Source organism: Kitasatospora fiedleri, assembly GCF_948472415.1.
In the GTDB taxonomy this organism is placed as follows: Bacteria; Actinomycetota; Actinomycetes; order Streptomycetales; family Streptomycetaceae; genus Kitasatospora; species Kitasatospora fiedleri.
Map to the genome: position 1 here is coordinate 4,146,730 of NZ_OX419519.1, position 25,509 is coordinate 4,172,238.

22 protein-coding genes and 1 tRNA gene are annotated in these 25,509 nt (G+C 73.0%); 13 read left to right on the forward strand and 10 right to left on the reverse strand.

All coding sequences use genetic code 11. The annotated features are described in order from the left end of the window. The first annotated feature begins 919 nt into the window (after positions 1–919). Both QMQ26_RS19235 and QMQ26_RS19240 read left to right on the forward strand, forming a co-directional pair. On the forward strand, positions 920–2,407 hold the full coding sequence (locus QMQ26_RS19235) for a NaeI family type II restriction endonuclease (protein WP_282202113.1): 1,488 nt from the start codon (positions 920–922) through the stop codon (positions 2,405–2,407). An 87-nt stretch (positions 2,408–2,494) separates the two neighbouring features. Next, positions 2,495–2,605 (forward strand) — tRNA-Ser (locus QMQ26_RS19240). Between the two features lie 369 nt (positions 2,606–2,974). Here the strand turns inward: QMQ26_RS19240 and QMQ26_RS19245 are convergent. Further along, positions 2,975–4,294: a PP2C family protein-serine/threonine phosphatase gene (locus QMQ26_RS19245; RefSeq protein WP_282202114.1), complete on the reverse strand. Its 1,320-nt coding sequence runs from the start codon at positions 4,292–4,294 to the stop codon at positions 2,975–2,977. A 217-nt stretch (positions 4,295–4,511) separates the two neighbouring features. Here QMQ26_RS19245 and QMQ26_RS19250 point away from each other — a divergent pair, with 217 nt between their 5' ends. The 5 genes from QMQ26_RS19250 to QMQ26_RS19270 all read left to right on the forward strand — a co-directional run bounded on the left by QMQ26_RS19250 (position 4,512) and on the right by QMQ26_RS19270 (position 7,839). Further along, positions 4,512–4,943 carry an ATP-binding protein gene (locus QMQ26_RS19250; protein WP_282202115.1) on the forward strand — a complete coding sequence of 144 codons (432 nt, stop codon included), beginning with the start codon at positions 4,512–4,514 and terminating at the stop codon, positions 4,941–4,943. A 139-nt stretch (positions 4,944–5,082) separates the two neighbouring features. Then, positions 5,083–5,511: an ATP-binding protein gene (locus tag QMQ26_RS19255; protein ID WP_282202116.1), complete on the forward strand. Its 429-nt coding sequence runs from the start codon at positions 5,083–5,085 to the stop codon at positions 5,509–5,511. Positions 5,512–5,643: 132 nt separating this feature from the next. Then, complete coding sequence (locus tag QMQ26_RS19260) at positions 5,644–5,985, forward strand: STAS domain-containing protein (RefSeq protein ID WP_282202117.1); 342 nt, start codon at positions 5,644–5,646, stop codon at positions 5,983–5,985. A gap of 131 nt (positions 5,986–6,116) precedes the next feature. Beyond that, positions 6,117–7,496, forward strand: a complete 1,380-nt coding sequence (locus QMQ26_RS19265) for a PP2C family protein-serine/threonine phosphatase (protein WP_282202118.1) — start codon at positions 6,117–6,119, stop codon at positions 7,494–7,496. Positions 7,497–7,530: 34 nt separating this feature from the next. Then, positions 7,531–7,839 (forward strand): STAS domain-containing protein, encoded by a 309-nt coding sequence (locus QMQ26_RS19270; RefSeq protein WP_282202119.1) that lies wholly within the window; start codon positions 7,531–7,533, stop codon positions 7,837–7,839. Between the two features lie 110 nt (positions 7,840–7,949). Here QMQ26_RS19270 and QMQ26_RS19275 read toward each other — a convergent pair whose 3' ends face one another. Then, a complete protein-coding gene (locus tag QMQ26_RS19275; protein WP_282202120.1) occupies positions 7,950–8,561 on the reverse strand; it encodes an NADPH-dependent F420 reductase in 612 nt (203 codons plus the stop codon). 155 nt (positions 8,562–8,716) lie between these two features. Further along, the gene (locus QMQ26_RS19280) at positions 8,717–10,333 is read right to left on the reverse strand and encodes a hypothetical protein (RefSeq protein ID WP_282202121.1); all 1,617 of its coding nucleotides are present in this window, start codon (positions 10,331–10,333) and stop codon (positions 8,717–8,719) included. 26 nt (positions 10,334–10,359) lie between these two features. Between QMQ26_RS19280 and QMQ26_RS19285 the strand changes: the two genes are divergently transcribed. The 3 genes from QMQ26_RS19285 to QMQ26_RS19295 all read left to right on the forward strand — a co-directional run bounded on the left by QMQ26_RS19285 (position 10,360) and on the right by QMQ26_RS19295 (position 12,828). Then, positions 10,360–11,238, forward strand: a complete 879-nt coding sequence (locus QMQ26_RS19285) for a glycosyltransferase family 2 protein (protein ID WP_282202122.1) — start codon at positions 10,360–10,362, stop codon at positions 11,236–11,238. 116 nt (positions 11,239–11,354) lie between these two features. Then, a complete protein-coding gene (locus QMQ26_RS19290) occupies positions 11,355–11,774 on the forward strand; it encodes a (R)-mandelonitrile lyase (RefSeq protein WP_282202123.1) in 420 nt (139 codons plus the stop codon). Positions 11,775–12,024: 250 nt separating this feature from the next. Further along, complete coding sequence (locus tag QMQ26_RS19295; RefSeq protein WP_100836957.1) at positions 12,025–12,828, forward strand: response regulator transcription factor; 804 nt, start codon at positions 12,025–12,027, stop codon at positions 12,826–12,828. Between the two features lie 212 nt (positions 12,829–13,040). Here the strand turns inward: QMQ26_RS19295 and QMQ26_RS19300 are convergent, their stop codons facing one another. The 3 genes from QMQ26_RS19300 to QMQ26_RS19310 all read right to left on the reverse strand — a co-directional run bounded on the left by QMQ26_RS19300 (position 13,041) and on the right by QMQ26_RS19310 (position 16,018). Beyond that, positions 13,041–14,324 carry an MFS transporter gene (locus QMQ26_RS19300; protein ID WP_111555069.1) on the reverse strand — a complete coding sequence of 428 codons (1,284 nt, stop codon included), beginning with the start codon at positions 14,322–14,324 and terminating at the stop codon, positions 13,041–13,043. An 88-nt stretch (positions 14,325–14,412) separates the two neighbouring features. Next, complete coding sequence (locus QMQ26_RS19305) at positions 14,413–14,832, reverse strand: cupin domain-containing protein (protein ID WP_100836955.1); 420 nt, start codon at positions 14,830–14,832, stop codon at positions 14,413–14,415. Between the two features lie 172 nt (positions 14,833–15,004). Next, positions 15,005–16,018, reverse strand: a complete 1,014-nt coding sequence (locus tag QMQ26_RS19310; protein ID WP_100836954.1) for a Fe(II)-2OG oxygenase family protein — start codon at positions 16,016–16,018, stop codon at positions 15,005–15,007. Between the two features lie 483 nt (positions 16,019–16,501). Here QMQ26_RS19310 and pdhA point away from each other — a divergent pair, with 483 nt between their 5' ends. From pdhA to QMQ26_RS19325, 3 genes are read left to right on the forward strand one after another with little or no spacing between them, the layout of a single operon-like run. Continuing rightward, positions 16,502–17,635: a pyruvate dehydrogenase (acetyl-transferring) E1 component subunit alpha gene (gene pdhA / locus QMQ26_RS19315; RefSeq protein ID WP_282202124.1), complete on the forward strand. Its 1,134-nt coding sequence runs from the start codon at positions 16,502–16,504 to the stop codon at positions 17,633–17,635. A 16-nt stretch (positions 17,636–17,651) separates the two neighbouring features. Further along, entirely contained in the window at positions 17,652–18,617 is a 966-nt protein-coding gene (locus QMQ26_RS19320) for an alpha-ketoacid dehydrogenase subunit beta (protein ID WP_282206565.1), read from the forward strand. Between the two features lie 12 nt (positions 18,618–18,629). Further along, positions 18,630–19,988: a dihydrolipoamide acetyltransferase family protein gene (locus QMQ26_RS19325; RefSeq protein WP_282202125.1), complete on the forward strand. Its 1,359-nt coding sequence runs from the start codon at positions 18,630–18,632 to the stop codon at positions 19,986–19,988. 58 nt (positions 19,989–20,046) lie between these two features. Here the strand turns inward: QMQ26_RS19325 and QMQ26_RS19330 are convergent, their stop codons facing one another. From QMQ26_RS19330 to QMQ26_RS19345, 4 genes are all read right to left on the reverse strand, one after another. Further along, positions 20,047–20,994 (reverse strand): LysR family transcriptional regulator, encoded by a 948-nt coding sequence (locus QMQ26_RS19330; protein WP_100836951.1) that lies wholly within the window; start codon positions 20,992–20,994, stop codon positions 20,047–20,049. Positions 20,995–21,156: 162 nt separating this feature from the next. Beyond that, positions 21,157–21,744, reverse strand: a complete 588-nt coding sequence (gene leuD / locus QMQ26_RS19335; RefSeq protein WP_282202126.1) for a 3-isopropylmalate dehydratase small subunit — start codon at positions 21,742–21,744, stop codon at positions 21,157–21,159. 9 nt (positions 21,745–21,753) lie between these two features. Further along, the gene (gene leuC / locus QMQ26_RS19340) at positions 21,754–23,154 is read right to left on the reverse strand and encodes a 3-isopropylmalate dehydratase large subunit (protein ID WP_100838558.1); all 1,401 of its coding nucleotides are present in this window, start codon (positions 23,152–23,154) and stop codon (positions 21,754–21,756) included. A 35-nt stretch (positions 23,155–23,189) separates the two neighbouring features. After that, entirely contained in the window at positions 23,190–25,223 is a 2,034-nt protein-coding gene (locus QMQ26_RS19345) for an FAD/NAD(P)-binding protein (protein WP_282202127.1), read from the reverse strand. Positions 25,224–25,509: the final 286 nt, after the last annotated feature.

The following is a 25,509-nucleotide window of genomic DNA, read 5'->3' on the forward strand; positions in this document are numbered from 1 at the left end:
GGCGTTCCTGCATGAGTGATGCGTGAGCAGGCCCCGTGGTGGTACAGCCCCTTCGGCACCGGACAGGCCGCCACCGTGCGGGCCCGCACGGTGGGGAAATGACAGCAGGCAGGCGGCCCCAACCCACCGAATCACAAGCCAGGTCGGACATACGTCACCGTCGGTCACCGGTTGAACGTGTACCGCTTCCGACTCGAGCCCGGCGAGGGCTACATCGCCCCCACCGGACTGCTGCCCCACGACGGCTCCACCGAATGACCGACTTGTCGGGCTGTATCGACAAGGGATACAAGACCTCGTCCAAGGCGGGCCGATGGTGTCGATCTCCAGGAGGGTGGGCAGGTTGGCTACCCATTCGTTTCCTCGGCGCTCCATTCGCCCCGCGTATGGGTGATCCTCCGGCTGGCCGTCTGCCGAAGCCGTGTGCCCGCCTACTCTGCAAGATCGGCAGTGTCGTTGTTCCCGCGGGGTCTCGGGGCGCGTGCGGCCGAACCGTCGGCGATCCTATGACGGTCGTCGCACGAATCCGCTCGGAGCTCTCCTGCAGGACGGCTCAAGGACCGGGGAGGTGGTGACTCCTTCCGACCGGGCTTCCGCCACGTGCTGTGGAGCAGAGCCAGAGCCGAAGCCACTACGCTGATTTGTTCGGGGCGGACCCCCAGCGCGACCAAGGCGACCGCGGTGGCCAGGATGGACAGGAAGGCGATCAGGTCCACCAGACGGTGACCTCGCATCGGTGCTCTCCAGGTGCTTGGTTGAATCCCGCCGGCCGTGTGCGGGTGTGCTGCACCAGCATCCGGGAAGGACTTGCCCGGAGCCATTTGATAGATTTGTACATACGATCAAAGCATGTACTAAGCAATCAAATGGGGGAGTTTTGGCACCACCCGGGCGACGTCGGGGCCGGCCTTGGGCGCCGTTGACAGCAGACCTGGACGCCGACACGACCGAGCTCCTACGGGTTCTGCGGGAACTCGTTGACCGCAGTGGGATCGGTCTCAGGGGCCTCAGCGCGGCGCTAAGGCCCGAGCACTTCAAGGGTGCCGAGCCACCGCGCTACTACGCGGTGTCCCGCTGCTTGACGGGGGACGGCATCGGTAACGCAGGCCCGCTCATCTCGGCCATCGTCGAGATCTGTGCGACGCCAGAGGAGCGGGAGGCGAAGGCGGCACAAGTCGAGCGCCTGAAGGTCGCCTCCCGTGCCGCGTCCCAGACCCGTCGCAAGGCGCCCAAAGCGCCTGCCGCGAAGGCGACCCGGTCATGGGAGGCCGCCGAACTGGAGGCCGCCCGAAGCCGCATCATCGAGCTTCACGAGGAGCTGGCGGCTGCGCGCAGGCGTGCCGAGGAGAGCGAGCGCTCGCTGGCCCTGCTGCTCGGCATGTTCGGACGTCCGTGGGGCGTTTCGGCAGACGGGTTCAACCCCCAAGCCGTTCCGCAGACTGACGCCCAGGATCCTCCGCCCAAGCGGCCACACGCTTTCGAAGCGGGTCTCGACGTGCCAGTTCTGACCCGCTCCCGGTCAGAGGCCGCTCGGATCGAGACGGTCGCTGCAGAGCTGCGCGCACTCGACCCCAGGGGCGAGCGGATTGCCGGGGCGCTGCGCACTGCCATGGACGAGATTCTCGACGGTCAGCACACCGGTCGCTATCAGCTGTCTCAGCTTCATCGAAGTGAGAAGAGCTACCTCGGCACCAAGGTCGAGATCGTCCTGGCGAACGCCCTGGGCCTCGAACCCGGAGAACAAATGGATCTCTCCGTAGCTGGCTGCGAGGTCGACCTGAAGTTCACGATGGGTCGCCACTGGCTATTCGGAGCCGAGCAGGTCGGCCAGGTGTGCCTGCTGCTTCAGCTGGACGAGGCCCGGTCCGAATGGAGTGCCGGCCTGCTCCTAGTAGAGGAAGACCTGCTGCTTCCGGGAGCGAATCGAGACGGTAAGCGGCCCCTCTCTCGCCCCGGGCGTGAGTCCATCCAGTGGCTGTTCCACCGAATGGCACTGCCACACAACACTCTGCTCGGCCTCGCCCCGGGCCAGGTGGCTGCCATTCTGTCCTACCGGTCTGCCCAGGAGCGGGTGGTGGAGCTGTTGCGCACGGCACAGCACCGGCGGATCAACCCCGCGTCGATGGCCACCGTGGCAATGCAGCCGGACTACATGAAGCGGGTGCGGGACGTTCGCCCCCGGCTGGCCCAGGAAGGCATCGTCGTACTCACGCGGCACCACCAGCAGTCGGCTCTGGCCCTGGGGCTGCCAGTTCCCGAGGGCGGGGAGGTTGTTACCGCCAGGCTCGCCCCGATTGGAGAGGGCGAGCCCGACGCCGGGTCCATCGAGCTCGACGGCAGCCGCTGGGCGCTCGCCCGTCCAGGAGACCCAGTGGTGCCACTGCCGGGTCCTCCCCAGGCACACTGAGCGCCCTACAGGATCGATCTGCGTGAGCGATGCGTGAGCGGACTGCGTGGCACAGCCGGTCCGACGCCGGACAGGCCATCACTGCGGGGGCCCGTACGCTGCAGAAATGACAGCACGTAGGCGGTCCCAACCCATCGAATCACGAACCAGGTCGGACTTTTAATCCGTAGGTTCAGGGTTCGAACCCCTGGCGGCCCACCCGACTTGAGGCCAGGTCAGACACCGTCTGACCTGGCCTTCTTCGTGCCCGGAGCGGTTCGGGGCCCGCTCGGTCCTCTCGAAGTGGTGCCTGGAATGCCTGAATTATGGACCGCTGCGGGGACGGTGCGGGGACGACGCCCCCGATCGCCCCCTCGGACCCCCTTTCCACCCACGCCCGCCCCCGTCCAGCCGGGCCCATCTGCGGGCCTGGACATCACTCCGCGTGAGGTTGGGACGAGGGGAACCGCAGTCGGTAGGGCCGGGGTTGGAGCACAATGGGTGGGCCGCTGGCCGATCGTCGATGTGCGGGCCGTGGAGCAGACTTGTATCTTGCTCGGCTGGTCCACAGGAGTCTTCCAGTTCCGGTCAGGTCGACCGGGCTGTGGTCGGTGTGGGGCTGTCGGTGCCGGCTACGGGGAGGCGCAGGGCGAGGAGGGCGACGTCGTCGGTGGTGTCGGCGGCGAGGCCGGTGAGGAGTTCGTCGAGGAGGGTGTCGGGGTCTTCGCGGGCGAGGGCGGCGGCGTGCTGGCGCAGGCGGGTGAAGCCGTGGTCGATGTTCTCGCCGCGGCGCTCGATCAGGCCGTCGGTGTAGAGCAGGAGGGTGGAGCCGGCGGGCAGGGTCTCGGTGGCGTTGGTGCGGGGCAGGCGGGTGGTGACGCCCAGGAGGTGGCTGCGGCCGCCGTCGAGGTAGCGGGTGTCGCCGTCGGGGGTGACCAGCAGGGGCGGGGGGTGGCCGGCGACGGCGTACTCGAGTTTCCAGGGGCCGCCCTCGGGGCCTTCGAGGATGGCGTAGACGCAGGTGGCGGTGGTGCCTGGGTAGAGGGTCTGCTGGGCGAGGTCCATGCGCTGCAGGATCTTGTCGGCGGGTTCCTGGCGGTCGCAGGCGATGCCGCGCAGCATGTTGCGCAGCTGGCTCATGGTGACGGCGGCCTTGAGGTCGTGGCCGGTGACGTCGCCGATGATCAGGGTGGTGTGGCCGGTGGGCAGCACGAAGCTGTCGTACCAGTCGCCGCCGACCTCGGCGGTGGCGTGCGAGGGGGTGTAGCGGGCGGCCATCTGCAGGCCGTTGGTGGTGGGCAGGTCGGGGAGCAGGGAGCGCTGGAGGCGTTCGGCGATGCTGCGGGTCTCGCGGTGCAGGCGGGCGTTCTCGACGGCGAGGCCGACGCGGTGGGCCAGGTCCTCGATCAGCGGCAGGTCCTGCTCGGTGAACGAGGGGTGCTGCGCGGTGCGGGTGAGGGTCAGGGCGCCGAGGACCTCCCGGTGGGCGCGCAGCGGCGCGAGGACGGCGCTGGCGGCGCCGGTCAGCAGGTCGGCCTGTTCCTCGTCCCACGGGTCGGCGTCGTCGGGGGCGAGGTCGGCGCCGGTCAGCAGCAGGGGACCGGCGCCGCGCAGCACGCGGGCCAGCGGGCCGGCGGCCGAGGCCGGTGGCTCGGTCAGCAGTACCAGTTCCTCGCGCGGCGGCGGGCTGGTGGGGGTGCGGGTGACGCAGACGCGCTCGATGCGGCCCTTGGCGGTCAGCAGGTCGATGGCGCACCAGTCGCCCAGCCGGCGCGCCGCGATCCGCGCCACCCGGCGCAGGCCCTCGGTGGCGTCCAGGGTTCCGGCCAGGGCCGTGTTGACGTCGGCCAGCACCGTCAGCCGGTCCAGTGCCTGCTGCAACACCGCGTCCACGTCGTAGTCGTCCACCCCCACGCCTTCCCCCGATCGACCGGTCCGAGCACAGCCGCGGCCCGGATGCCGTCGCCCGGCCCAGCGATCCGCCCCCGCGACCACCGCCGGGCGGTCGGCGCGGTCGAGAAACCCGGCCGAGGGAGAGTGGACAGGGAGGGTTGGGGCAGTCGCCGTGTCAGCACCCTCCTCCCTTTTGTGCCGTCAGGCCGCGCACCGATCCGAGGTCACCGTCATGCCGCACCCCGCCCCGCATCCGCCCGCGGACAGCAGCCGGGAGGAACGTGTACGGGCGACCGGCGTACCGGTGTGGACGGCGGGGCGGGCGCGGGAGGCGGTGAGCCGGGCGCTGGCGGGCACGGCGGGGGCGATGACGGACCGGGAGGCCGATGCGCGGCTGGTGGTCACCGAGCTGGTCACCAACGCGATCTGCCACGCGGGCGGCGTCACGGGCTTCGAGGTGCGGGTCGAGGACGGGGGTTCGCGGTTGCGGATCAGCGTCGAGGACGCGGACGGCCGCCACCCGCACGGCGACTTCGCGGCGCTGCGCGACCCGTCACGCCCGGGCGGCCGGGGCTGGCCCATCGTGCAGCTGCTCACGGACGTCTGCGAGGTGCGCCCGCTGCCGGGCGGCGGCAAGCGTGTCAGCGCCACCCTGGCCCTGTAGAGCCCTCACACAAGGCGGCCCGGCACCCGGTCCGCGCCGGTACGCCCGCACCGGGGCGCGTACGATGCGGGGGACCGGCCGTGCGCGAGGCCGACCCCGAGGAAGACGCAAGAGCCGGGACGAGCGGGAGGCGACGGGCGTGGCGCACGGCGCGGAGCAGCACTGGCGCATCGCGTTCGGCCCGGACGTGAAGCGGCCGGTGACGTGGGGGATGGCCCGTCTGCGCGAGGTGCTGGACACGCTGCCCGCCACCGCGCTCAAGGGCGACCGCTACCGCGAGAACGTGCTGCTGGTGGCGTGCGAGCTGCTGGCCAACGCCCAGCGGCACACCCCCGGCCCGACCGCCTTGGATGTGCGCGCCGAGGACTCCGGGATGCCCGGCCCGGCGCGGATGACGGTGGCGGTGACGGACTCGGGCACCGGCATGCCGGTGGTGCGGCCCTGGCGGCCGGAGCAGCCCAACGGCCACGGGATGCACATCGTGCAGCGCCTCGCCCAGAAGTGGGGCGTGGAACCCCTCCCGGGCGGCAAGACCGTGTGGGTCCTGCTGAGCGCCCCCGAATCCTGACACCGGCACGAGTCGGCGGTGCCCCGCCTGCCGCAGCGGCCGGATTCGATTCCACCGCCCGTCACCACCGGGTTCCCGTCCCCTATTGTTTGTCACGACGCAACGGTTCTCAGGGAAGGCGAAGGGGTGGCCATGATCGACGACGAGGCGTTCACCGTCACCGTGTACGACAGCGACGCCGGGCCGGTCCTGGCCTGCGCGGGCGAACTCGACCTCGACACGGCACCGCAGCTGACCGCAGCCCTGGAGCACGCACTGGCCGCCCGCCCCGCGGCCCTGCACATCGACCTGAACGACGTGGACTTCATCAGCAGCTCCGGCCTCAACGTCCTGCTGCACGCCCGGATGGACAGCGAGGCCGCCGGTTGCGCGCTGTGGCTGACCCGGCCCTCGCAGGCCGCCACGCACCTGCTCGACATCACCGGGGCCGGCAAGGTCTTCACCGTCACCGCGGACCTCCCCGCCGTCCGCTGACCGCACCGCCCGCGACCGCGGCGCCCGCGACCGCACCGCCCGCGACCGCACCGCCCGCGCGTCGGGCGAGCACCCGGGCGGTGCTACGGGCGGGCAGCCGCAGGCCGGCCGGGCGCGGAAGTGTGTTTCGCTTGAAGACGGCAGGCATCAAGGGACGGCGGGAGGTGGTGGCGGTGGAGTACCGGAGCGGGGTGCGGGCGGACGGCCTCCCCGCGGCGCTTTCGGACCCGGCGCGGCTGCGGGCGGTGGCGGCGACCGGGCTGATGGACACCGGGCCGGAGGAGGTCTTCGACGACCTCGCCTCGCTGGCCGGCCGGATCACCGGCGCGGGCCGGGCGTTCGTCACCCTGGTCGACGCCGAACGTTCGTTCTGGAAGGCGTGCGTCGGCGTGGACCTGCCCGACCTCGCCGACCGGCAGGGCCCGCTGAGCGAGAGCTACTGCCCCTTCGTGGTCGGCAGCGGCGAGCCGTTCGTCGTCGCCGACGCCGCCCACGATCCGCGCACCGCCGACCACCCCGCCACCACCCCGATGGCGATCGGCGCCTGGGCCGGTCAGCCCCTGCTGGATGCCGACGGGCACGTGCTGGGCACGCTGTGCGTGATCGACACCGAGGCCCGCGCCTGGTCGGACGCCGACCTCATCACCCTGGCGACGCTGGCCCGCTCGGTCTCCGCGGAGATCCACCTTCGCCAGGCCCTCGCCGCCGCCCGGGCCGCGCACCGGCGCTCCGCCGACCTCGCCCACACCCTCCAGGCCGGCCTGCTCCCGAACGCGCTGCGCACCGTGGCCGGGCTGGAAGCCGCCGCCTCCTACCTGCCCGCCTCCCGCCGCGACGACCGCACCGACATCGAGGTCGGCGGCGACTTCTACGACCTCTTCCCCACCCACGCGAACAACTGGGCCGCCGTGATGGGCGACGTCTGCGGCAAAGGCGTCCAAGCTGCCCAACTCGGCTCCATGGCCCGCCACACCATCCGCGCCGACGCCACCGACACCCGCACCCCCGCCCACCTCCTGGGACGCCTGCACAACGCCATGGCCGCCCAGGACGCCGACCGCTTCCTCACCTGCGCCTACGCCGCCTTCCACCTCACCGAGACCGGCGCCGCCGGCACCCTCGCCCTCGGCGGCCACCCCCCGGCCCTGATCCGCCGCACCGACGGCAGCGTCGAACAGCTCGGCGAACCGGGCACCGTGATCGGCGTCCTGCCCGCACCCGACGTCCACTTCACCGACGTCCCCTTCACCCTCGCACCCGGCGACCTGCTGCTCCTCTACACCGACGGCGCGATCGAGGCCCGCCCCCGGCCCGGCACCCACCCCGACCAGGCGGGCGCCATCTTCGGCGAGGCCGACCTCGCCCAGTCCCTGGCCGGCACCCGCCACCTGGACGCCGCCGCCACCATCGCCCACCTCACCGCCGTCCTGGAGAACCAGCACGGCGGCTGGTCCAGCGACGACACCGCCCTGCTCGCTCTGCGCATCGACCTCGACGGCCTGGCCCGGTGAACGCTCCGGCGGATTCGAACGGCACGACCTGCTGGTGGTCCACGCCCCCTTCCCCACCGCCTACGTCCTGACCCTGCGCGGCACCGTCGACGCGAACGCGGGCGAGGACCTCGAAGCCGACTTCGCCCGGGCCACCTCCTGTGGCCTGCGCCTGATCGTGGACCTCGGCTCCCTCGAACACGGCGACGAGACCCTGCTCGGCCTCCTCCTCGACGCCCGCCCCACCGGCGGCCTCGACCTCGTCGGCCCCCTCAGCCCCTCCCTCCAGCGCCGCCTGCACACCGCCGGCCTCGCCGACTGGTTCACCATCCAGCCCACCCTCACCGCCGCCCTCCACCACTGAACCCCGGGCCACCTGGTACGGACGGGTCCCCAGTGCGGCCGCGCCCGGGTCCGGCCGAGCTACCTCGGGGTGTGCGGACTGTCAGTCGGTCCGGTCGGGTCAGCGGTGGGTCACAGGGCCAGGAGGTCCCGGTTCAGGCCGTTGAGGGGGCCGCCGGTGTCGAACAGGGGCGCGCCCTCGGTGAGGGTGCCGGTGTCGACGGCTTGGAAGCCCGCGCTGTCGGCGAGGTCGGCGACCTTGCGCTTGGCGCCGGAGTGGTCTCCGGCGAGCAGGACGATCCGGCGGCCGCCGTCCACGGCGGGGTCCTCGGTCAGGGCCTGGGCCAGGTAGGTGTTGAAGCCCTTGACCACGAGGGCGCCGGGCAGGAGCCGGGCGACGGTCTCGGTGGGCGGCACTCCGTCGGTGTCGGCGACCTCCAGGCCGCCGGCGGCGTTCTGCCGCAGCGGGTTGAGCGGCACCAGGACGGTGCGGCCCTGCCAGGAGGGGATCGAGGCCGCGGCGCTCTCCTTCTGGTCCCACTGGACGGCCAGCACCACGACGTCGCCGAAGTCGGCGGCCTCCTGGGGTGTCCCGGCCGAGGCGTTCGCCCCCAGCTCGCCGACGAGCGGCGCCAGCGCCTGCGGCCCCTGGTTGCCCGACACCATCACCTGGTGGCCCGCCCGGGTGAAGACCTGGGCCAGAGCCGTGCCGAGACGACCGGCACCAATGATTCCCACGTTCATGGCCTCACGCTCACACACCCCGGCCGCACCCACACCCCGAGGCCCCGCTCCCTGTTCCACCCGGGTGCGCGGCCGTACCGCCGGGCTCAGCTCTACTGGTCAACGGTTCGGGCCCCGCAGCAGCCGTAGCCGCCTTGTCCTGGACCCGTCGATGATCACGCGAGGGCGGCGGCGCGGTTCTTCCAGCGGTCCTCGTCGCGGCGGTCGCGCAGGGCCGAGAAGGCCCAGGGGGCGAGCCGGGGGGCCGGTACGGCGGCGACCTGCTCGGCGCGGTGGAGCAGCCCGCGGGTGCACCGCTCAGCGGTCCAAACGGTGACCTGGGCGTGCGGGCCGACGGGGTTGACGCCGATCTCGCCCTTGGGCCCGCAGGCCGCGTTGTAGGGGAGGGCGGTGCGCCGGCCGTTCCAGTGGGTCCACGCCTCGGCGGCCTTCTCCTGTTCGAAGAGCTGGTAGAGCTGCGGGTAGCGGTCCAGGAGGCGGACCTCGCGGAAGAGGAGCTGGCCGAGCAGCGGGGCGGCCGCGGTGCGCAGGTCGTCGGTGCCCGCGCCGGTGAAGGCGAAGGTGGTGGCGTCGGCGGCCGGGGTGAGGGCGGTGGCGGTGAAGCGGTGGGCGAGGCGGTCGCGGACGAAGGCGGCGGCGCTCTGGGACAGGCCGGGTTCGATGCCGTCGATCAGGTCGAGGAGGCGTTGGTGGCCGGGGCGGAAGCGGCCGACGTCGAAGAGGGCGCCCATGGTGTCGACGGCGGTGAAGGCGAGCTGCTTGTAGAGGTGGTTGTTCATCTCGCCCAGTTCGGCGCAGTTCTTCGTCGCGGTGCTGGTGGAGTGGAGCATGAGGTACTCGGCGGCGGTCTCGAAGCAGAGGTGGCCGAGGTAGGGCATGACCGTGACGGCGGCGGCCAGTTGGTCGAGGAACGGCCCGGCGTCGGGGCGGGTGCGGCCGGTGGCGGCGGCGGCGAGCATCAGGTCCAGTAGGGGTGCGGCGGCGCGCACCCGGTCGGTGACGGACCGGGTGACCTGGTGGGCCTCGGCGCGGGTGAGGGCGTGGCGGTGGCGGTCGAAGGCGCGCAGGTGGCCGCTGGTGCGGATGGCGTCCAGGGAGCGGGTGAGGTGCAGCAGGTGCACGGGTCGGCCGGTGGCCAGGGCGGTGAGCATGGCGTTGCCGTCGGGCCGCAGCAGGTGCAGGTCGGGCCACCAGCGGGTGGCGGGCAGGCGGTAGCGGTCGAGGGCGTCGGCGGCCTTGAGCAGGTCGACGGCCGTGCGGTGCTGTTGGTAGGCGGCGCGTTGCTCGGGGGTGGAGGCGTGGTGGGGGACGTCGTGGAGGGCGACGGCGGTGACCGCCTCGGGGCTGGGTGCGTGGCCGAACGCGGCGCTGAGGTCGGTGGGGTACCGGGTGAGCCAGTGGGCGGCGCGGGCGCCGTGGCCGGCATCGGTGCGGTCGTTGCGGCGGCGGCAGTCGTGGCAGGACGCCGGGGCGGCGAGCGCGAACGCCCGGTCGGGGCCGAGAAGTTGGACGAGGACGGCGACGCGGGCGCCGTGCAGCACGCCGTGCAGGGACGTCGCGCTCTCCGGCCGGGCGAACCAGGTCGGATCCGGTACCAGCGGGGTCGCGGGGTGTGGCAGTCTGGGCCGCGCACCCGGACCGCCCGGCCGCCGGCCGGCGATCCGCGCGAGCGTCGGCCGGTCCATCGTCCGGTGGTCGGGCAGGCGGCCCGCGGCCGCCGGCTCGTGCAGCGGCGGCCGGTCGTCGCCGGAGGGTGTGGTCGGAGAGTTCATCGAGTCCTCGAAGGGTCGGGTCGGACATGGGCGTCACGTTGGGCGTGGTGGTGCTGACGATGGGGAACCGGCCCGCCGAGCTGGTGGCGCTGCTGGAGTCGGTGCGGGCGCAGGAGGGTTCCGAGTCCGGGGTGCGCACGGTGGTGCTCGGGCAGGGCGCCGAGCTGCCCGAACTCCCTGAGTGGGTGGACGCGGTGGAGCTGCCGGAGAACCTGGGCATCCCGGGCGGGCGCAACGCCGGCGTGGAGCGGCTGCGCGAACTCGGCGGCATGGACGTGCTGGTGGTGCTGGACGACGACGGGCTGCTGCCCAGGACGGATACCTTCCGGCTGGTCCGGGAGGCGTTCGAGCAGGACCCGCGGCTGGGCATCGTCTCGTTCCGGATCGCGGACGAGACCGGGTTCACCCAGCGCCGCCACGTCCCCCGCCTGGGCACGTCCGACCCGATGCAGTCCGGGCCGGTGACCACGTTCCTCGGCGGCGGCCACGCCATCCGGATGGCCGTGGTCGACCAGGTCGGGCTGTTCCCGGCGGAGTTCTTCTACGCGCACGAGGAGACCGACTTCGCCTGGCGGGCGCTGGACGCCGGATGGCGCATCGACTACCGCGCCGACCTGGTGCTCCAGCACCCGCGCACCGACCCGGCCCGGCACGCCTCCTACTACCGGATGACCGCCCGCAACCGGGTCTGGCTGGCCAAGCGCCACCTCCCGGCACCGCTGGTGCCGGTCTACCTCGCTTCCTGGATCGGCTACACCCTGCTGCGCCGCCCGCCGGTGGACGGCCTGAAGGCGTGGTGGGGCGGCTTCTTCGAGGGGGTGCGGGTGGCCTGCCCGCCGCGCCGGCCGATGCGGTGGAGCACGGTGCGGCGGATGGCGCAGCTGGGCCGACCGCCGATCTTCTGACGGCCGGGCCCGGCCGGTGCCGGGCGCGGACCGGAACAGCAGGGGGAACGCGTCAGCTCCTCCGGTCGCCCGTATGCTCCGATCCGCCCCGTCCGTACGAGAGGAAGGATCACCCCGTGGAGTTCGTCACCCCTGGGCCCACGAGCAAGGGCCCCCGGGACCGTTTCAACGGTGATGTCTGGTTCGACGCCATCCGGGTCGGCCGGGAGCCGTCCCGGCTGTGCGCCAGCATGGTCCGTTTCGCCCCCGGTGCGCGCACCGCCTGGCACCACCACGCCGTTGGGCAGACCCTCCACGTCGTCGCCGGCGTCGCCCTGATCGGCACGCGTGACGGCACCGTCTTCGAAGCCCACCCCGGGGAGACCGTCACCTGCCCGCCCGGCGAGGAGCACTGGCACGGCGCCGCTCCCGACCGCTTCATGCAGCACCTCGCCCTGTGGGACGCCACCGCCCCCGACGACGACCGACCCGAGATCACCTGGCTCGAACACGTCACTGACGAGCAGTACGGCGCCGAACGCACCCGCAGCCGCTGATCACGGGGCCCGCGCCGTCGCTCCGGCCGTCACCGCGCTGCGCCGGAAGCCGGTTGACGGGGCATCAGTCCACGGCGGTGGCGGGCCGGGGCGGTGGCGGGGGCGGATCGGCCGGACACAACTTTTTCACGACGGCTTCGTGTGCGGGCGCTAGGCTGGCGGGTCGAAACGTTATCTCAGTGCGATGCGATCCGGGGGGCGCTGAACCGTGATCAAGAACGACTCAGCTCTACGGCAGGTGGCACGCGTCATGACGACGGTGGCCGAGCCGCCGGTGGCGGCCCCGCGGGCCGATGACGACTGGGTGGTCGACGTCGAGCAGTTCGAGCCGAGAACGAGCGTACTGCTGGCGGATCACGACCCGATCTCGCGCCGGGTGCTCGGGACGGTGTTGCGGGACGCCGCGCAACTGGACTACCTGCGGTGCGTGGACAGCCACCGGCCGATCCACGAGTGGTCCCGGCTGGCGCTGGCCGACGTGGTGGTGCTGGTGGTCGGCCCGCAGGACGAACCCTGGTCGGTGGTGCGGCAGTTGGTCGGGTGTCAGGTCAAGGTGCTGCTGATCGGCACGGACTGGAGCCGGTGGCGGGTGGACGCGGCGTTCGCCGCCGGGGCCACCGGGTGCCTGGTCAAGGACACCGAGATCGCCCGGCTGGCCAGCGCGACCCGGGCGGTGGCGTCCGGGCACGTGGTGCTCTCCCCGCAGGTGCTCGCGCAGGTGCTGGAGACCCGGCGGCTGTCCTCGGTCGGGTCGCCGTCCGGCCCGGCGCCGGGGGAGCCGCGACCGCCCGGGACGGAGAACCCGGACCGGCTGCTGCGCTGCCTCACCAAGCGCGAGCGCGAGGTGCTGGAGCTGCTGGCCGACGGCCGGTCCACGGCGGAGGCGGCCGGGGTGCTGAAGCTCTCCGCGGCCACCGTGAAGAGCCATGTCTCGCACGCGCTGGCGAAGTTGGGGGTGCGCAACCGGCTGGAGGCGGTGCTGCTGATGCAGCGCGGCCGGGCGGCCCGGCAGGCACGGTTGCAGGCCCCGCCGGACCGGGCGCAGGGTGCCTGACGGCGTTCCTGCGCGCGGTCCGGACGGGGCCGCCCGGGACGAGGCCGGGGAGACTGTCCCGGGGTTTCGGGGCCGTGTCGGGCACGGCGGGTGAGGAGGGCAGGGAGGGCAGGGAGGGTACGGCGAGTACGGCGGGGACGGGCGGCCAGGGCGCGGCGTACGGCGGGCGTCCGGCCGACTGGGTGCCGCGCGGTCCGCGCCGCGCCGCGGTCTCAGGCCGTGGCGAGCGGGCGGCCGACCGACTTGCCGGGGGCCAGCGGCGCCGCCAGCAGCGAGGCGACCGCGACGGCGATCCAGACCACCGTCCAGGAGGACACCCCGAGCAGCAGCGGGATGAGCATCGGGGTGACGAAGGCGCCGGTGAACGCGGTGGTGTTCTCCAGGCCCAGCGCGGTGCCCGCGCGTTCGGCCCCGGCCATGGCGGCGATCTCGGTGTAGGCGACGCCGTGCCAGGCGTTGGCGACCATGCCGCCGATGGCGAGGGCGGCGGCGGTCCAGAAGGTCGGGGCGTGGGCGAGGACGGCCGCACCGGCCATCAGGACGCCGGCGATCACGCCGACCGCCCGGACGTAGCTGCGCCGGTTCTTGTTCCGGTCGGTGTAGCGGCCGCTCCAGACCCGGATGGCCGCGCCGCCGATCTGCGCGGTCAGGATGGTCGCGCTGGCGGCGAACAGGCCCGCGTGCTTGGCGTCGTGCAGGAAGACGCCCGCGAAGGAGAGCACGGCGATCTGCGGCATCGTCAGCAGCGCGCTGGCCAGGGCGAGCCGCCAGCAGTCCCAGCGGACCAGCGGCGAGCGGGTGTCCTGCGGGGCGGCGGCCCGGGCTGCGGCGCCCCCGGCGGCCGGGAGGTCCTCGGGGGAGTGCAGCCAGCGCCAGGTGGCGGCGGCGGTGACGAAGCAGAACAGCGCGAGCACGCCGTAGACCGGACGGAAGCCGTAGGAGGAGGCGAGCCAGGGCAGCAGCGCGGCGCCGATCGCGCCGCCGGCCGGGATCGCGGTCTGCCGGATGCTCATCGCGAAGCCGCGTTCGCCGTCGCGGAACCAGATCATCACGGCGCGGCCGGAGGAGCCGTTGACGCTGCCGCCGAGCAGGCCGACCAGCAGCAGGCCGGCCGCGAGCAGCCCGATGGCCGGGACCGAGCCGCCGCCGGGCACCACGAAGACCGCCATCAGGGCCAGCACGGCACCGGTGGAGAGCAGGCCGGTCAGCAGGATCTTCCGGTCGCCGAACCGGTCGGTCAGCAGGCCCCAGAAGATCTCGGAGACCGCGACGCCGAGCAGGGTGGCGCCGAGGACGAAGCCGAGCTGGCCGGTGGTCAGGTGGTAGTCCGCCCGCATGGTGGTGCCGGTGACCGGGATGCCCGCGAAGCTGGCGGAGAAGCTGGCCTGGGCGGCGACGCCGAGGCCGAGCACGGTCCAGCGGTGCTTGGGGCCGAAGCGGGACGGCGGTGCGGCGCCGGATTCCCCTCGGTCGGTAGCCGTAGGGACGACGGTCACAGGAACTCCTCGGAACTCGGATGTCGGGGGTGGCCGGCGGCCCGCCGAGGCTGCGTCGGGGGCGGGCCGCCGGCCGGTGGTGGTGCCGTCAGACCGGCTGGACGGGCTGCTCCCACACCACCAGGGCGATGCAGCCGTTGGCGCTGCGCGGGGCGTGGACGCTGTCCGGCTTCATCACCAGCAGGCTGTTCGCCGGGTAGACGCCCTCGTCGGTCTCCAGCTGGCCGCTGCAGATGTAGATCAGCTCGTAGCCCGGGTGGCGGTGCGGCTTGGCCGCGGCGCCCGGCAGGTAGCGGACGATCGCGGCGGCCGGGCCGGCCGGGCCGGTCTGCTCGGTGGTGTAGAGGCGGTGGATCTCGGCGCCCACCCGGCCGTCGGTGAGCAGCGGCTCGAACTCCAGCTCCTGGAAGTCGAACCTGCCGCCGGCCAGCTCGGTGAACAGCACCGGCAGGCACTCGGCCAGCCCGTTCTCGGCCACGGCGCTGTCGGCGAGGGCGTTGTCGGTCATCTGCGCGGTCTCCTGGTGAAGTCGTTGGCTGCGGGAAAGAACTGACTGCCCGTCAGGCGCGATCGGACGGGATCGGGCAGGCTCGGGCGCGATCGGACGGGACCGGGCGCGATCGGGCAGGCTCGGACGGGATCGGGCAAGCCCCGGCGCGATCGGACGGGATCGGGCGCGGTCAGGCGCCGTCGCCGACCCGGCCGGGCACGCCGTCGATCCAGCGGTCGGTGTGCCGGTCGGCGGCGGCCTGGTCGCGGAAGGCGTAGGACTTGAGCAGCCAGCGGCGGCGGGCGGCCTCGGGGTCGTTGATCTCCATCTTGTCCCGGCTGTGCAGGCCGTCCTGGTTGGCGAAGGTGAACAGGTCGCCGGTGAGGATGCGGTGCCGGGTCTTGTCCGCGCGGACCAGCGCGTTCTTCAGGGCCAGCAGGGCCACGATGGCCTGCGGCGGGGCGTCGGGGGTGACGGTCGTGGTGGTGTCGAGGTAGCGGAAGCTGTGCTCGTTCTCCAGGACCGCGTGCACGTCCGAGACGGACAGGGCGCCGTTGTTGTCGCGGGAGAGCACGTCGTACGGGGTGATGAAGTACGGCTGCCGCAGCACGTCCTGCTGCTCCGGGGTGAGGTTCGCCAGCAGCTTCCGGCCGTCGACGAAGCCGGTGTAGATGTAGTCGCGGTCGGGGCAGCGCATGCCGAGCAGGGAGATGTAGTCGGCGCGGACCGGGTGCGCGGTGCGGTCGTTGTGGAAGACCAGCTCGCTGTCGCTGAAGCCGGTCTGCAGGCCGCTGTAGCGGTTGATGGCGATCACGTCGACGAAGAAGTCGCCGTTGAAGCGGGTGCCGTAGGAGAGCAGCGGCGTGCGCACCAGGTGGCCGAACAGCGCCAGGAACGCCTCGGAGACGAAGGTGGTCTTCTTCGCGTGCTTGTCCGCGATCGGGTCGTCCAGGTCGAGCTCGGGTATCTCCCGGTCGAGCGGGCAGTTGCGCAGGACGTGGGCGACCGCGGTGCCGGATTCCCGGTCGAGCCGGATGCGCTCGCAGACCTCGGTGAAGAAGGCCGGCACCTCGCCGCGGTCGATCAGGTCGTGCACGGCGGCGGAGAAGGCGAGATAGTCGCGGTACGGCTGCTTGTCGACGGTGGCCAGGACCGCGAACAGCTCCTCGCGTTCGGCGTCGGTCATCGTGTACAGCGGTTGCATTGCGGTCTCTCCCTCTGGACGAATCTTTTTGGGCGCGTGGGACCGTGCGCGCTGCCAGTCTCGCCCGGGCCCGCGCGCGGGGAATCGGCCGGACGGCGGAGTCCGCCGAACTCGCCTCCGCCATCGCGGTGGTCGGAACTCCACTTAAGTTGAGTCGGCGCGCATTCCACCCCGAAAGGGGTGGTGCAAAGGCGCATTTCGACTCTTACCCCGGGCGATACCCGGGGGGTACGGTGACGGGTGTCCCGGGCACCCGCGGCTGGACCCAGCGGAAAACTGTGGTGCTCAAGGGGATTCGGATACTGTCGGTGCGCCGAAGGGCGGGCCGAGAAACGCCGGTCGCCAGGGACATCGTCACCCCTGGCCCGGTCCCGGCGCGCACATCCCGTGCGCCGCGCAGGCGCAGGGGATACCCCTCCCTGCCGGCGGCAGGGAACTCCCGACACCGGCCGATCCCGTTGTCGGACAGACGAAGGAGCACACGTGGTAGCACAGGGCAAGACGGGCAGGTCCCGGCCCGCTCGGGGGAAGGCGGCCGACAGCAGGGCCCGCGACCCCGAGATGGTTCAACTCCTCACCCCCGAGGGCGAACGGGTCGAGGACCCCCGGTACTCGGTGGACCTGTCGGCGGAGGAACTGCGCGGACTGTACCGGGACATGACGATGACCCGGCGGTTCGACACCGAAGCGGTCACCTTGCAGCGCCAGGGCGAACTGGGCCTGTGGGCCCCGATGCTCGGCCAGGAGGCCGCCCAGATCGGCTCGGGCCGGGCGACCCGGCCGGACGACTACGTCTTCCCCTGCTACCGCGAGCACGGCGTGGCCTGGACCCGCGGCGTCGACCCGCTGAACCTGCTCGGCATGTTCCGCGGCGTGAACCACGGCGGCTGGGACCCGAACGAGAACAACTTCCACCTCTACACCATCGTGATCGGCCCCCCGCTGCTGCACGCCACCGGCTACGCGATGGGCATCGCGAAGGAGGGCGCGGATGCCGCGGTGCTCTCCTACTTCGGCGACGGCGCCTCCAGCCAGGGCGACGTGGCCGAGGCCTTCACCTTCGCCTCGGTCTACAACGCCCCGATCGTGTTCTTCTGCCAGAACAACCAGTGGGCGATCTCCACCCCCACCGAGAAGCAGACCCGCACGCCGATCTACCGGCGCGCCGCGGGCTGGGACTTCGAGGGCGTCCGGGTGGACGGCAACGACGTGCTGGCCTGCCTCGCAGTCACCCGGGCCGCGCTGGAGCGGGCCCGCTCCGGCCAGGGCCCGATGCTGATCGAGGCGTTCACCTTCCGGATGGGGCCGCACGCCACCTCCGACGACCCCACCCGCTACCGGGAGAGCTCGCTGCGGCAGGAGTGGGAGGCCAAGGACCCGATCCGCCGCCTGCGCACCTACCTCACCCAGAGCGGCCAGGCCGACGAGGAGTACTTCGCGCAGGTCGACCGGGAGGCCGAGGAGCTGGCCGCGCGGGTCCGCGAGGGCGTCCGCAGCATGCCCGACCCGGACGCCGACGCGATCTTCGCGCACGTCTACGCCGGACCGCACGCCCTCGTCGACGAGGAGCGGACCGAATTCGCCGCGTACCAGGCCGCGTTCGAGGAGGGGAACTGAGGTGACCACCACCACCCTGTCACTGGCCAAGGCCCTCAACGAGGCGCTGCGCACGTCGCTGGAGGACGACCCCAAGGTCCTCATCCAGGGCGAGGACGTCGGCCGGCTCGGCGGCGTCTTCCGGATCACCGACGGCCTGCAGAAGGACTTCGGCGAGGACCGGGTCACCGACTCGCCGCTCGCCGAGTCCGGCATCGTCGGCACCTCGATCGGCCTGGCCCTGCGCGGGTTCCGCCCGGTCGTCGAGATCCAGTTCGACGGCTTCGTCTTCCCGGCGTTCAACCAGATCGTCACCCAGCTCGCCAAGATGCACGCCCGCTCGCTGGGCAAGGTGAAGCTGCCGGTGGTGGTGCGGATGCCCTACGGCGGCGGCATCGGCGCGATCGAGCACCACAGCGAGTCCCCCGAGGCGTACTTCATGCACACCGCGGGCCTCAAGGTGGTCTCGCCGTCCAACGCCTCGGACGGGTACTGGATGCTCCGCCAGGCGATCGAGAGCGACGACCCGGTCATCTTCCTGGAGCCGAAGCGGCGCTACTGGGACAAGTCCGAGGTGGACCTCTCGGCGCCCGCGCTGCCGCTGCACCGGGCGCACGTGGTCCGGGAGGGCGGCGACCTGACCGTCGTCGCCTACGGCCCGATGGTCAAGCTCGCGCTGGAGGCCGCCGAGGTCGCCGCCGAGGAGGGCCGCTCCCTCGAGGTGGTGGACCTGCGCTCGCTCTCGCCGATCGACTTCGACACCGTGCAGGCCTCGGTGGAGAAGACCGGCCGGCTGATCGTGGTGCACGAGGCGCCGGTCTTCACCGGCCCCGGGGCGGAGGTCGCGGCGCGCATCCAGGAGCGCTGCTTCTACTCCCTGGAGTCGCCCATCCTGCGGGTCGGCGGCTACCACGCGCCCTACCCGCCGGCCCGGGTGGAGGAGGAGTACCTCCCCAACATCGACCGGGTGCTGCTGGCCGTCGACCGCTCGCTCTCCTACTGAGGGGGCGGCCCGATGACGAAGACCACCCAGCGCTTCCGCGAGTTCGCGATGCCCGACGTCGGCGAGGGCCTCGCCGAGGCGGAGATCCTCAAGTGGTACGTCCGGGTCGGTGACGCCGTGGTCGACGGCCAGCCGGTCTGCGAGGTGGAGACCGCCAAGGCGGCGGTCGAACTGCCCATCCCCTTCACCGGCGTGGTCAGCGAGCTGCGCCACCCGGAGGGCAGCACGGTCGACGTCGGCGCGGTGATCATCCTGGTGGACACCGCGCCCGCGGCGACCGCCCCGGGCGCCGACGCTCCGGCCGCCGACGCCCCGGCCCCGGCCCGGCAGCCGGTCCTGGTCGGCTACGGGGTCGCGCCCTCGGGGACCGCCCGGCGGCGCCCGCAGGCCGAACGCCCGCAGGACGGGCGGCGCCCGGCGGGCGGGGCCCCGGCGGGCACCGCGCGTCCGGAGCGGCCCCGGGCCAAGCCCCCGGTCCGCAAGCTCGCCAAGGACCTCGGGATCGACCTGCGGACGGTGCCCCCGACCGGCGTCCACGGGACGGTCAGCCGGGAGGACGTGCGGGCGGCGGCCGAGGCCGCCGTCACCGCCGCCGCCACGGCCGTCACCACCGCCGTCGAGGCGGCTCCGGCCGCTCCGGCGGCCCGGGCCCAGGCCGTCCCGGTGGCGCCCGGCGACCGCCGGGTGCCGGTGACGGGTGCCCGCCTGGCCGCGGCGCGGGCGGCGGTCGCCAGCGCCTTCACGGCCCCGCACGTCACCGAGTTCGCCACGGTCGACGTGACCCGGACGGTGAAGCTGGCCGACCGGATGCGGCGGGACCCGGAGCTGGCCGGGCTGCGGGTGACGCCGCTGCTGCTGGTGGTGCGGGCGCTGCTGACCGCGGTGCGCCGCCACCCGGAGATCAACGCCGCCTGGGACGAGGAGCGCCAGGAGATCGTCCACCGGCGGGCGGTCAACCTGGGCCTCGTGCTCGGCTCGCCGGACGGCCAGGTGGTCCCGAACGTCAAGGACGCCCAGGCCAGGACGCTGCCCGAGCTGGCGGGGGCGCTGGAGGAGCTGGCCGAGGCGGCCCGCGAGGGCCGCACCGATCCGGCGGACCTGCTCGGCGGCACCGTCACGGTCTCCGACCTCGGGGCCTTCGGCGTCGACACCGGCACCCCGATCCTGAGCCCCGGGGAGTCGGCCGTCCTGGCGGTCGGCGCGATCCGGCTCCGGCCCCGGGTGCACAAGGGCGCGGTGGTGCCCCGGCAGGTCGTCACGCTGGCGCTCTCCTTCGACCACCGGCTGGTCGACGGCGAGCTGGGTTCCAGGGTGCTGGCGGACGTGGCCGCCGTCCTGGAGCACCCGAAGCGCCTGATCACCTGGGGCTGAGCCGCCCCGCGCCCGCGGGCCCCGTTCCGGACGCCGGAGCGGGGCCCGTCGGGCGGGTTCACGGGACGCGCACCACGCCCATCGGGCGGGCGGTGTTCTGCGGCCCGACGCCGACGGTGCCCGGGGGCAGCGTCCAGTCGCGGTTGCCGGCCAGTGCCCGGGCGGTCGAGACGAAGGCGGACACCGCCTGGAAGTTGCGCACCAGCGGGCTGATCCCGATCGCGAGCTTGCGCCGGACGGCCGGGGCCAGCGGCACCGCGCGCAGGGCCGGGGACATCGGGAGCATGGCGAGCGAGGGCAGCACCGTCACCCCGTGGCCCTCGGCCACCATCGCCAGCAGGGTGTTCAGGTTCTGGACCCGGTAGGAGACGTTCGGCTCCAGGCCCACCGCGCGGAACAGCGAGCGGACCAGCCCCTCGGTGTCGCCGTGCGGCATCAGCAGGGGTTCGTCGGCCAGTTGCAGGATGCGCACGCCCGCCGCGGACCTGAGCCGGTGCCGGGCCGGCAGCACCGCGTACAGCTGGTCCTCCAGCAGCGGGTGGGTCTTGAGGTCCCGCTTGGGGAGGGTCACGATGCCCACGTCGACGGCGTACCCGCGCAGCCACTCGGAGATCCGGAGGTCGGGCCCCTCCTTCAGCTCGATTTCGAGCTCCGGGTAGCGGCCGCGGAATTCCGTCATCAGGGCCGGGAGCAGGCGGCAGGCGAAACTCTGGCTGGTTCCTATCCGTATGCGGCCGGAAGGCTCCCTGGCCGCGCTCCCGGCCACGTTGCGCATCTGCTCGGAATGGAGCATGACGGCCCGGGCGTGGGTGAGCACCCGGTGTCCGGAATCGGTCAGTTCGATGCCTTTGCGGTCGCGGTGCATGAGACCGACGCCGAGTTCCGACTCCAGGCCGGCAATCGCGTGGCTGACCGCGGACTGGCTGACTCCCAGCGCTCTCGCGGCACCGGTGAAACTCCCGGTGTCCACGACTGCCACAAAGGCGGCGCACTGGGACAGTTTCACGTCCGGGCCCCCGTTCCCGTGTCAGCAGCAGGGCGGTGCTGCCAGGTTGTTCGACCCTAGCATGTTCGAAAATGGAAACAACTGTCGATCTGTTGGCGTGTGTATTTTGTGAATTCCCACGGGAAATGATCGGCTATGGCGCTTTCGCGCACTTCAGCAACGTCAGCACGTGGTCGGCAGGGCCGGCCGCCGGTTCTTCTCGTACGCCTCGATCTCGTTCTCGTCACGCAGCGTCGCGTCGATCGGGTCCAGGCCGGCCAGCAGCCGGTCCCGGGCCTCCGTGTCCAGTTCGAACGGGTGGACCCGGTCGCCGCAGCGCAGTTCCAGCGCCTCCAGGTCGACGACGAGCGGGACCGCCGGGTCGGCCTCGACCGCCTCCCACAGCCCGGTGACGACGGCGCTCGGCAGGACGATCGTCAGCAGGCCGTTCATCAGCGAGTTCCCGCGGAAGATGTCGCCGTAGCGGGGGGCGACCACGACCCGGAAGCCGTAGTCCTGGAGCGCCCAGACCGCGTACTCGCGGGACGAGCCGGTGCCGAAGTCGTTGCCCGCGAGCAGGATGGTGGCGCCCCGGTGCTCGGGCCGGTTGAGCACGAAGCCGGGGTCGTCGCGCCAGTCGGCGAACAGGGCGTCGGCGTGGCCGTCACGGTCCGTGCTGGCGCAGAACCGGACCGGGATGATCTGGTCGGTGTCGACGTCGCTGCGGCGCAGCGGCACCGCGGTGCCGCGGTGGACGGTGAACTTCTCCATGACGGGTCCTCAGAGGTCGGCGGGGGAGGCGAGCCGGCCGGCCACGGCGGTGGCGGCGGCGACCGGCGGCGAGACGATGTGGGTGCGCGAGCCCTTGCCCTGCCGGCCCTCGAAGTTGCGGTTGTTGGTGGAGGCGGCGCGCTGCCCGGGCAGCAGCCGGTCCTCGTTGAGCGCGGCGCACATCGAACAGCCCGCGCCGGCCCGGAAGTCGGCGCCCGCCTCGGCGAACACCCGGTCCAGGCCCTCCTCGACGGCCTGCCGGCGGACCTGCGCCGAGCCGGGGACGATCATCAGGTGCAGGCCGTCGGCGACCTTGCGGCCGGCCAGCACCCCGGCGGCGGCCCGCAGGTCCTCGATCCGGCTGTTGGTGCAGGAGCCGATGAAGACGGTGTCGACGGGGACGTCGCGCATCGCGGTGCCGGGCGCCAGGTCCATGTACGCCAGGGCCCGTTCGGCCGCCGCGCGCTCCTCCGCGGTGGCGAAGCCGGCCGGGTCGGGCACCGCGCCGTCCAGCGGGACGCTCTGGGCCGGGTTGGTGCCCCAGGACACGTACGGGCTCAGGGTGGTGGCGTCGATCACCACCTCCCGGTCGAAGACCGCGTCCGGGTCGGTGCGCAGCGACATCCAGTGCGCGACCTCGGCGTCCCACTCCGCGCCCTGCGGCAGGCCGGGGCGCTGCCGCAGGTAGGCCAGGGTGGTCTCGTCGGGGGCGATCAGCCCGGCCCGGGAGCCGGCCTCGACGGACATGTTGCACAGGGTCATCCGGGCCTCCATCGAGAGCGCGGTGATCGCCTCGCCGCGGTACTCGATGATGTGGCCCTGGCCGCCCGCGGTGCCGATCTCGGCGATCAGCGCGAGCACCAGGTCCTTCGCGGTGACCCCGGCGGGCAGGGTGCCGGTGACGGTCACCGACATGTCCTTCATCGGCCGCATCGGCAGGGTCTGGGTGGCCAGCACGTGCTCCACCTGGCTGGCCCCGATGCCGAAGGCCAGCGCGCCGAAGGCGCCGAGCGTGGTGGTGTGCGAGTCGCAGCAGACGATCGTCATCCCGGGCCGGACCAGGCCGAGTTCGGGCGCGATGACGTGCACGATGCCCTGCTGCGGGTCGCCCAGCCGGTGCAGCGGGATGCCGAACTCGGCGCAGTTGGCGCGCATCAGCTCGCTCTGCCGGCGCCCGTTCGGGTCGGTGATCAGGCGGTCCAGGGCGAGCGTCGGGGTGTTGTGGTCCTCGGTGCCCAGGTTGAGGTCGGGCCGGCGGACCTTGCGGCCGGCCGCCCGCAGCCGGTCGAAGGCCTGCGGGGTGTTCACCTCGTGCAGCAGCTGGAGGTCGATGTAGAGGAGGTCGTCGCCGGCCGGCTGGCGCCGGACGACGTGCTGCTGCCAGGTCTTCTGCGCGAGGGTCGTGCCCATGCTGCTGGTGTGCTCCCGGTCGTCGGTCATGGTGGTCAGCGGCTTCCGGCGCCGGCGGGGACGGCGGACTCCCGTACGGAAGTGTCCCCGGCGGGAGCCGGTTCGGCGGCCGGTTCGGCGGAAGGTCCGGCGGCGGAAGGTCCGGCGGCCGGTTCGGTGACGGCCTGTTCGGCGGCAGGTTCGGCGGCCTGCTCGGTGACGGGCCGCAGCGCGTCGCCCGCGATGGCGTCGGCGTCCTGGACGAAGTCGGTCCAGAAGCCGGGGCGGCTGCTGCCGCCCTGCATGAACCAGCGGGTGTGCTCGGTCGGGATGCCGAGCACGTACAGGCCCGGGTCGGGGCGGCCGTCGCGCCCGACCGGGTGGAACGGGCTGCGGGTGACGGCCACGCCGCCGGTGTCGAAGACCTCGTCGTCCAGGTCGTTCAGGTAGCTGGTGAGGGTGCCGCGCTCGACCAGTCGCCTGGTCAGCTCGGCCGGGTCGGACCGCAGGTCGGGCACCGGGACCCGGGCGTCGATCACCGTGTCGACGGCGGTCTCGGAGCCGGGCACCTGGGGCGAGTGGACGGCGAAGCGGCCGGTGTCCGGGCGGGTCTCGAAGCGGGTGTCGGGCCCGGGGACGCGCAGCACGCCCGCCTCGACCAGCGCGACCACCTGGCGCAGCCGCCGCAGCGGGGGGCCGGCGGCGAGGAAGGAGACCCGGGGGACGAACCACTCCAGGAAGTCGGTGCGGTGCGAGCGCGGGGTGAGCCCGGAGAAGTCGACCAGGGCCCGGACGATGCTGCGGGTGTCGCGCAGCACGTCCAGGGCGGCCTTGACCGGGGAGCCGACGTTGCCCTGCTCGGCGTGGTCCAGGTCGCGTCCCACCGCGGCCAGCAGGTCGGCCTCGAACTCCCCGTCGTCGGCGTAGCTGCGCCGGTGGAACGGGCGGGCCACCTCGTCCAGGTCGATCGGCGGCAGTCCGGCGACCCCGTGCCGGGCGGCGATCGCCGCGACGTCGGGCACCCCGGCCTCGGCGGCCCGGAGCACGTCGGCCACGAAGGCGTCCTCGCCGCCGGCGCCGCGCCCGCGCAGCACGGTCGCGTACTGGACCAGGTGGACCTCGGCGAGCAGCCACGGCACCGCGTGGGCGGCGAAGTCGACGCGCTCCCCGGCGCAGGCGGCCCGGACCCGGTCCAGGGTGAACAGCCGGGTGGTGTAGCGGTGGTCGTGGTGCTTCTGGTTGCGGCCGCGGGCGAGCAGCGGCAGGCCGCTGCGGGAGCCGGCCACGATCAGCGGCTCCGCGCCGCTGGGCTCGTAGCGCAGGCCCGGCCCGTCGGTCTCCACGAAGGTGCCGCCGCGCCCCTCGGTGAGGGCCGCCATGACGTCGTAGAAGGACAGGCCCAGGCCGAGGACGCCGACCGGCGACCCGGCGGGGATCTCGTCGAGCGGCATGTCGGCGGCGGAGTCGCCGCGGATGTAGCGCAGCGCCGGGTGCTCGGCGGCGAAGTCGGCGAGCCGCTTCTGGAGCCCGGAGAGTTCGGGCCGGGTGTGGCCGGTGGTCAGGGCGACCCGGTCGGCGCGCAGCGCGGTGCCGTCCGCGAAGGTCAGCCGGTAGCCGTCGGCCAGCCGTTCCAGGTCGGTGACCTCGCCGCGCACCCGGTGCAGGGTGGCGTGCGGCGGCAGGTTCTCCTCGACCGTCCGCAGCACGAACTGCATGTACTCGCCGTGGAGCCGGCGCGGCGCGTAGCTGTTGGGGCCCGGGTGGTCCGGGCGGTGCTCGGCCCACCACTGGGCCAGCGACGGCCCGGCGCCGGGGCGGGCCGGTCCGTCGTCGGGCGGGCCGGAGAAGGAGGAGACCTCGTCGGCCACGGTGTTCATCAGGAACCAGTCGGGCTGGTCGGTCCGCCAGATCCGGCCGGTGCCCACCTCGACGGCGTCGATCAGGTGGATCTCCACCGGCCGGTGCGCGGGCCCCCCGGCCAGCCGGGCGGCCAGCCGCTCGACGATGCTGAGCCCCCGCGGGCCGCTCCCGATCAGTGCGATCCGGTGCGGGGCCGTTCCGGCGGAGTTGGTGGTGGCGCGGTCCTTCATGTCACCCCTGCAGCCTGTGGTGAAAAATTCACCAGAAATTGACCCGAGATATGGTGGGCGCCCGTCCGGCGGACCGGCTGGTCCGCGGGTTATTTATCGGCGACCGCAGTGCGCGATCAACGCTAACCGGCTCCGGCCGGGAAATGCAATGTCAATGGATTCATGCTTCGCATCGATTTTGCTCATGGATGGAGCACGGCCGTCCGCCGTGGCATACGTGCAGGTGGGATGGGTTGAAGGTGGCCCGTGGCGGGCGGTTCGGGCGGTCGGCGGGACGGGTTTGACA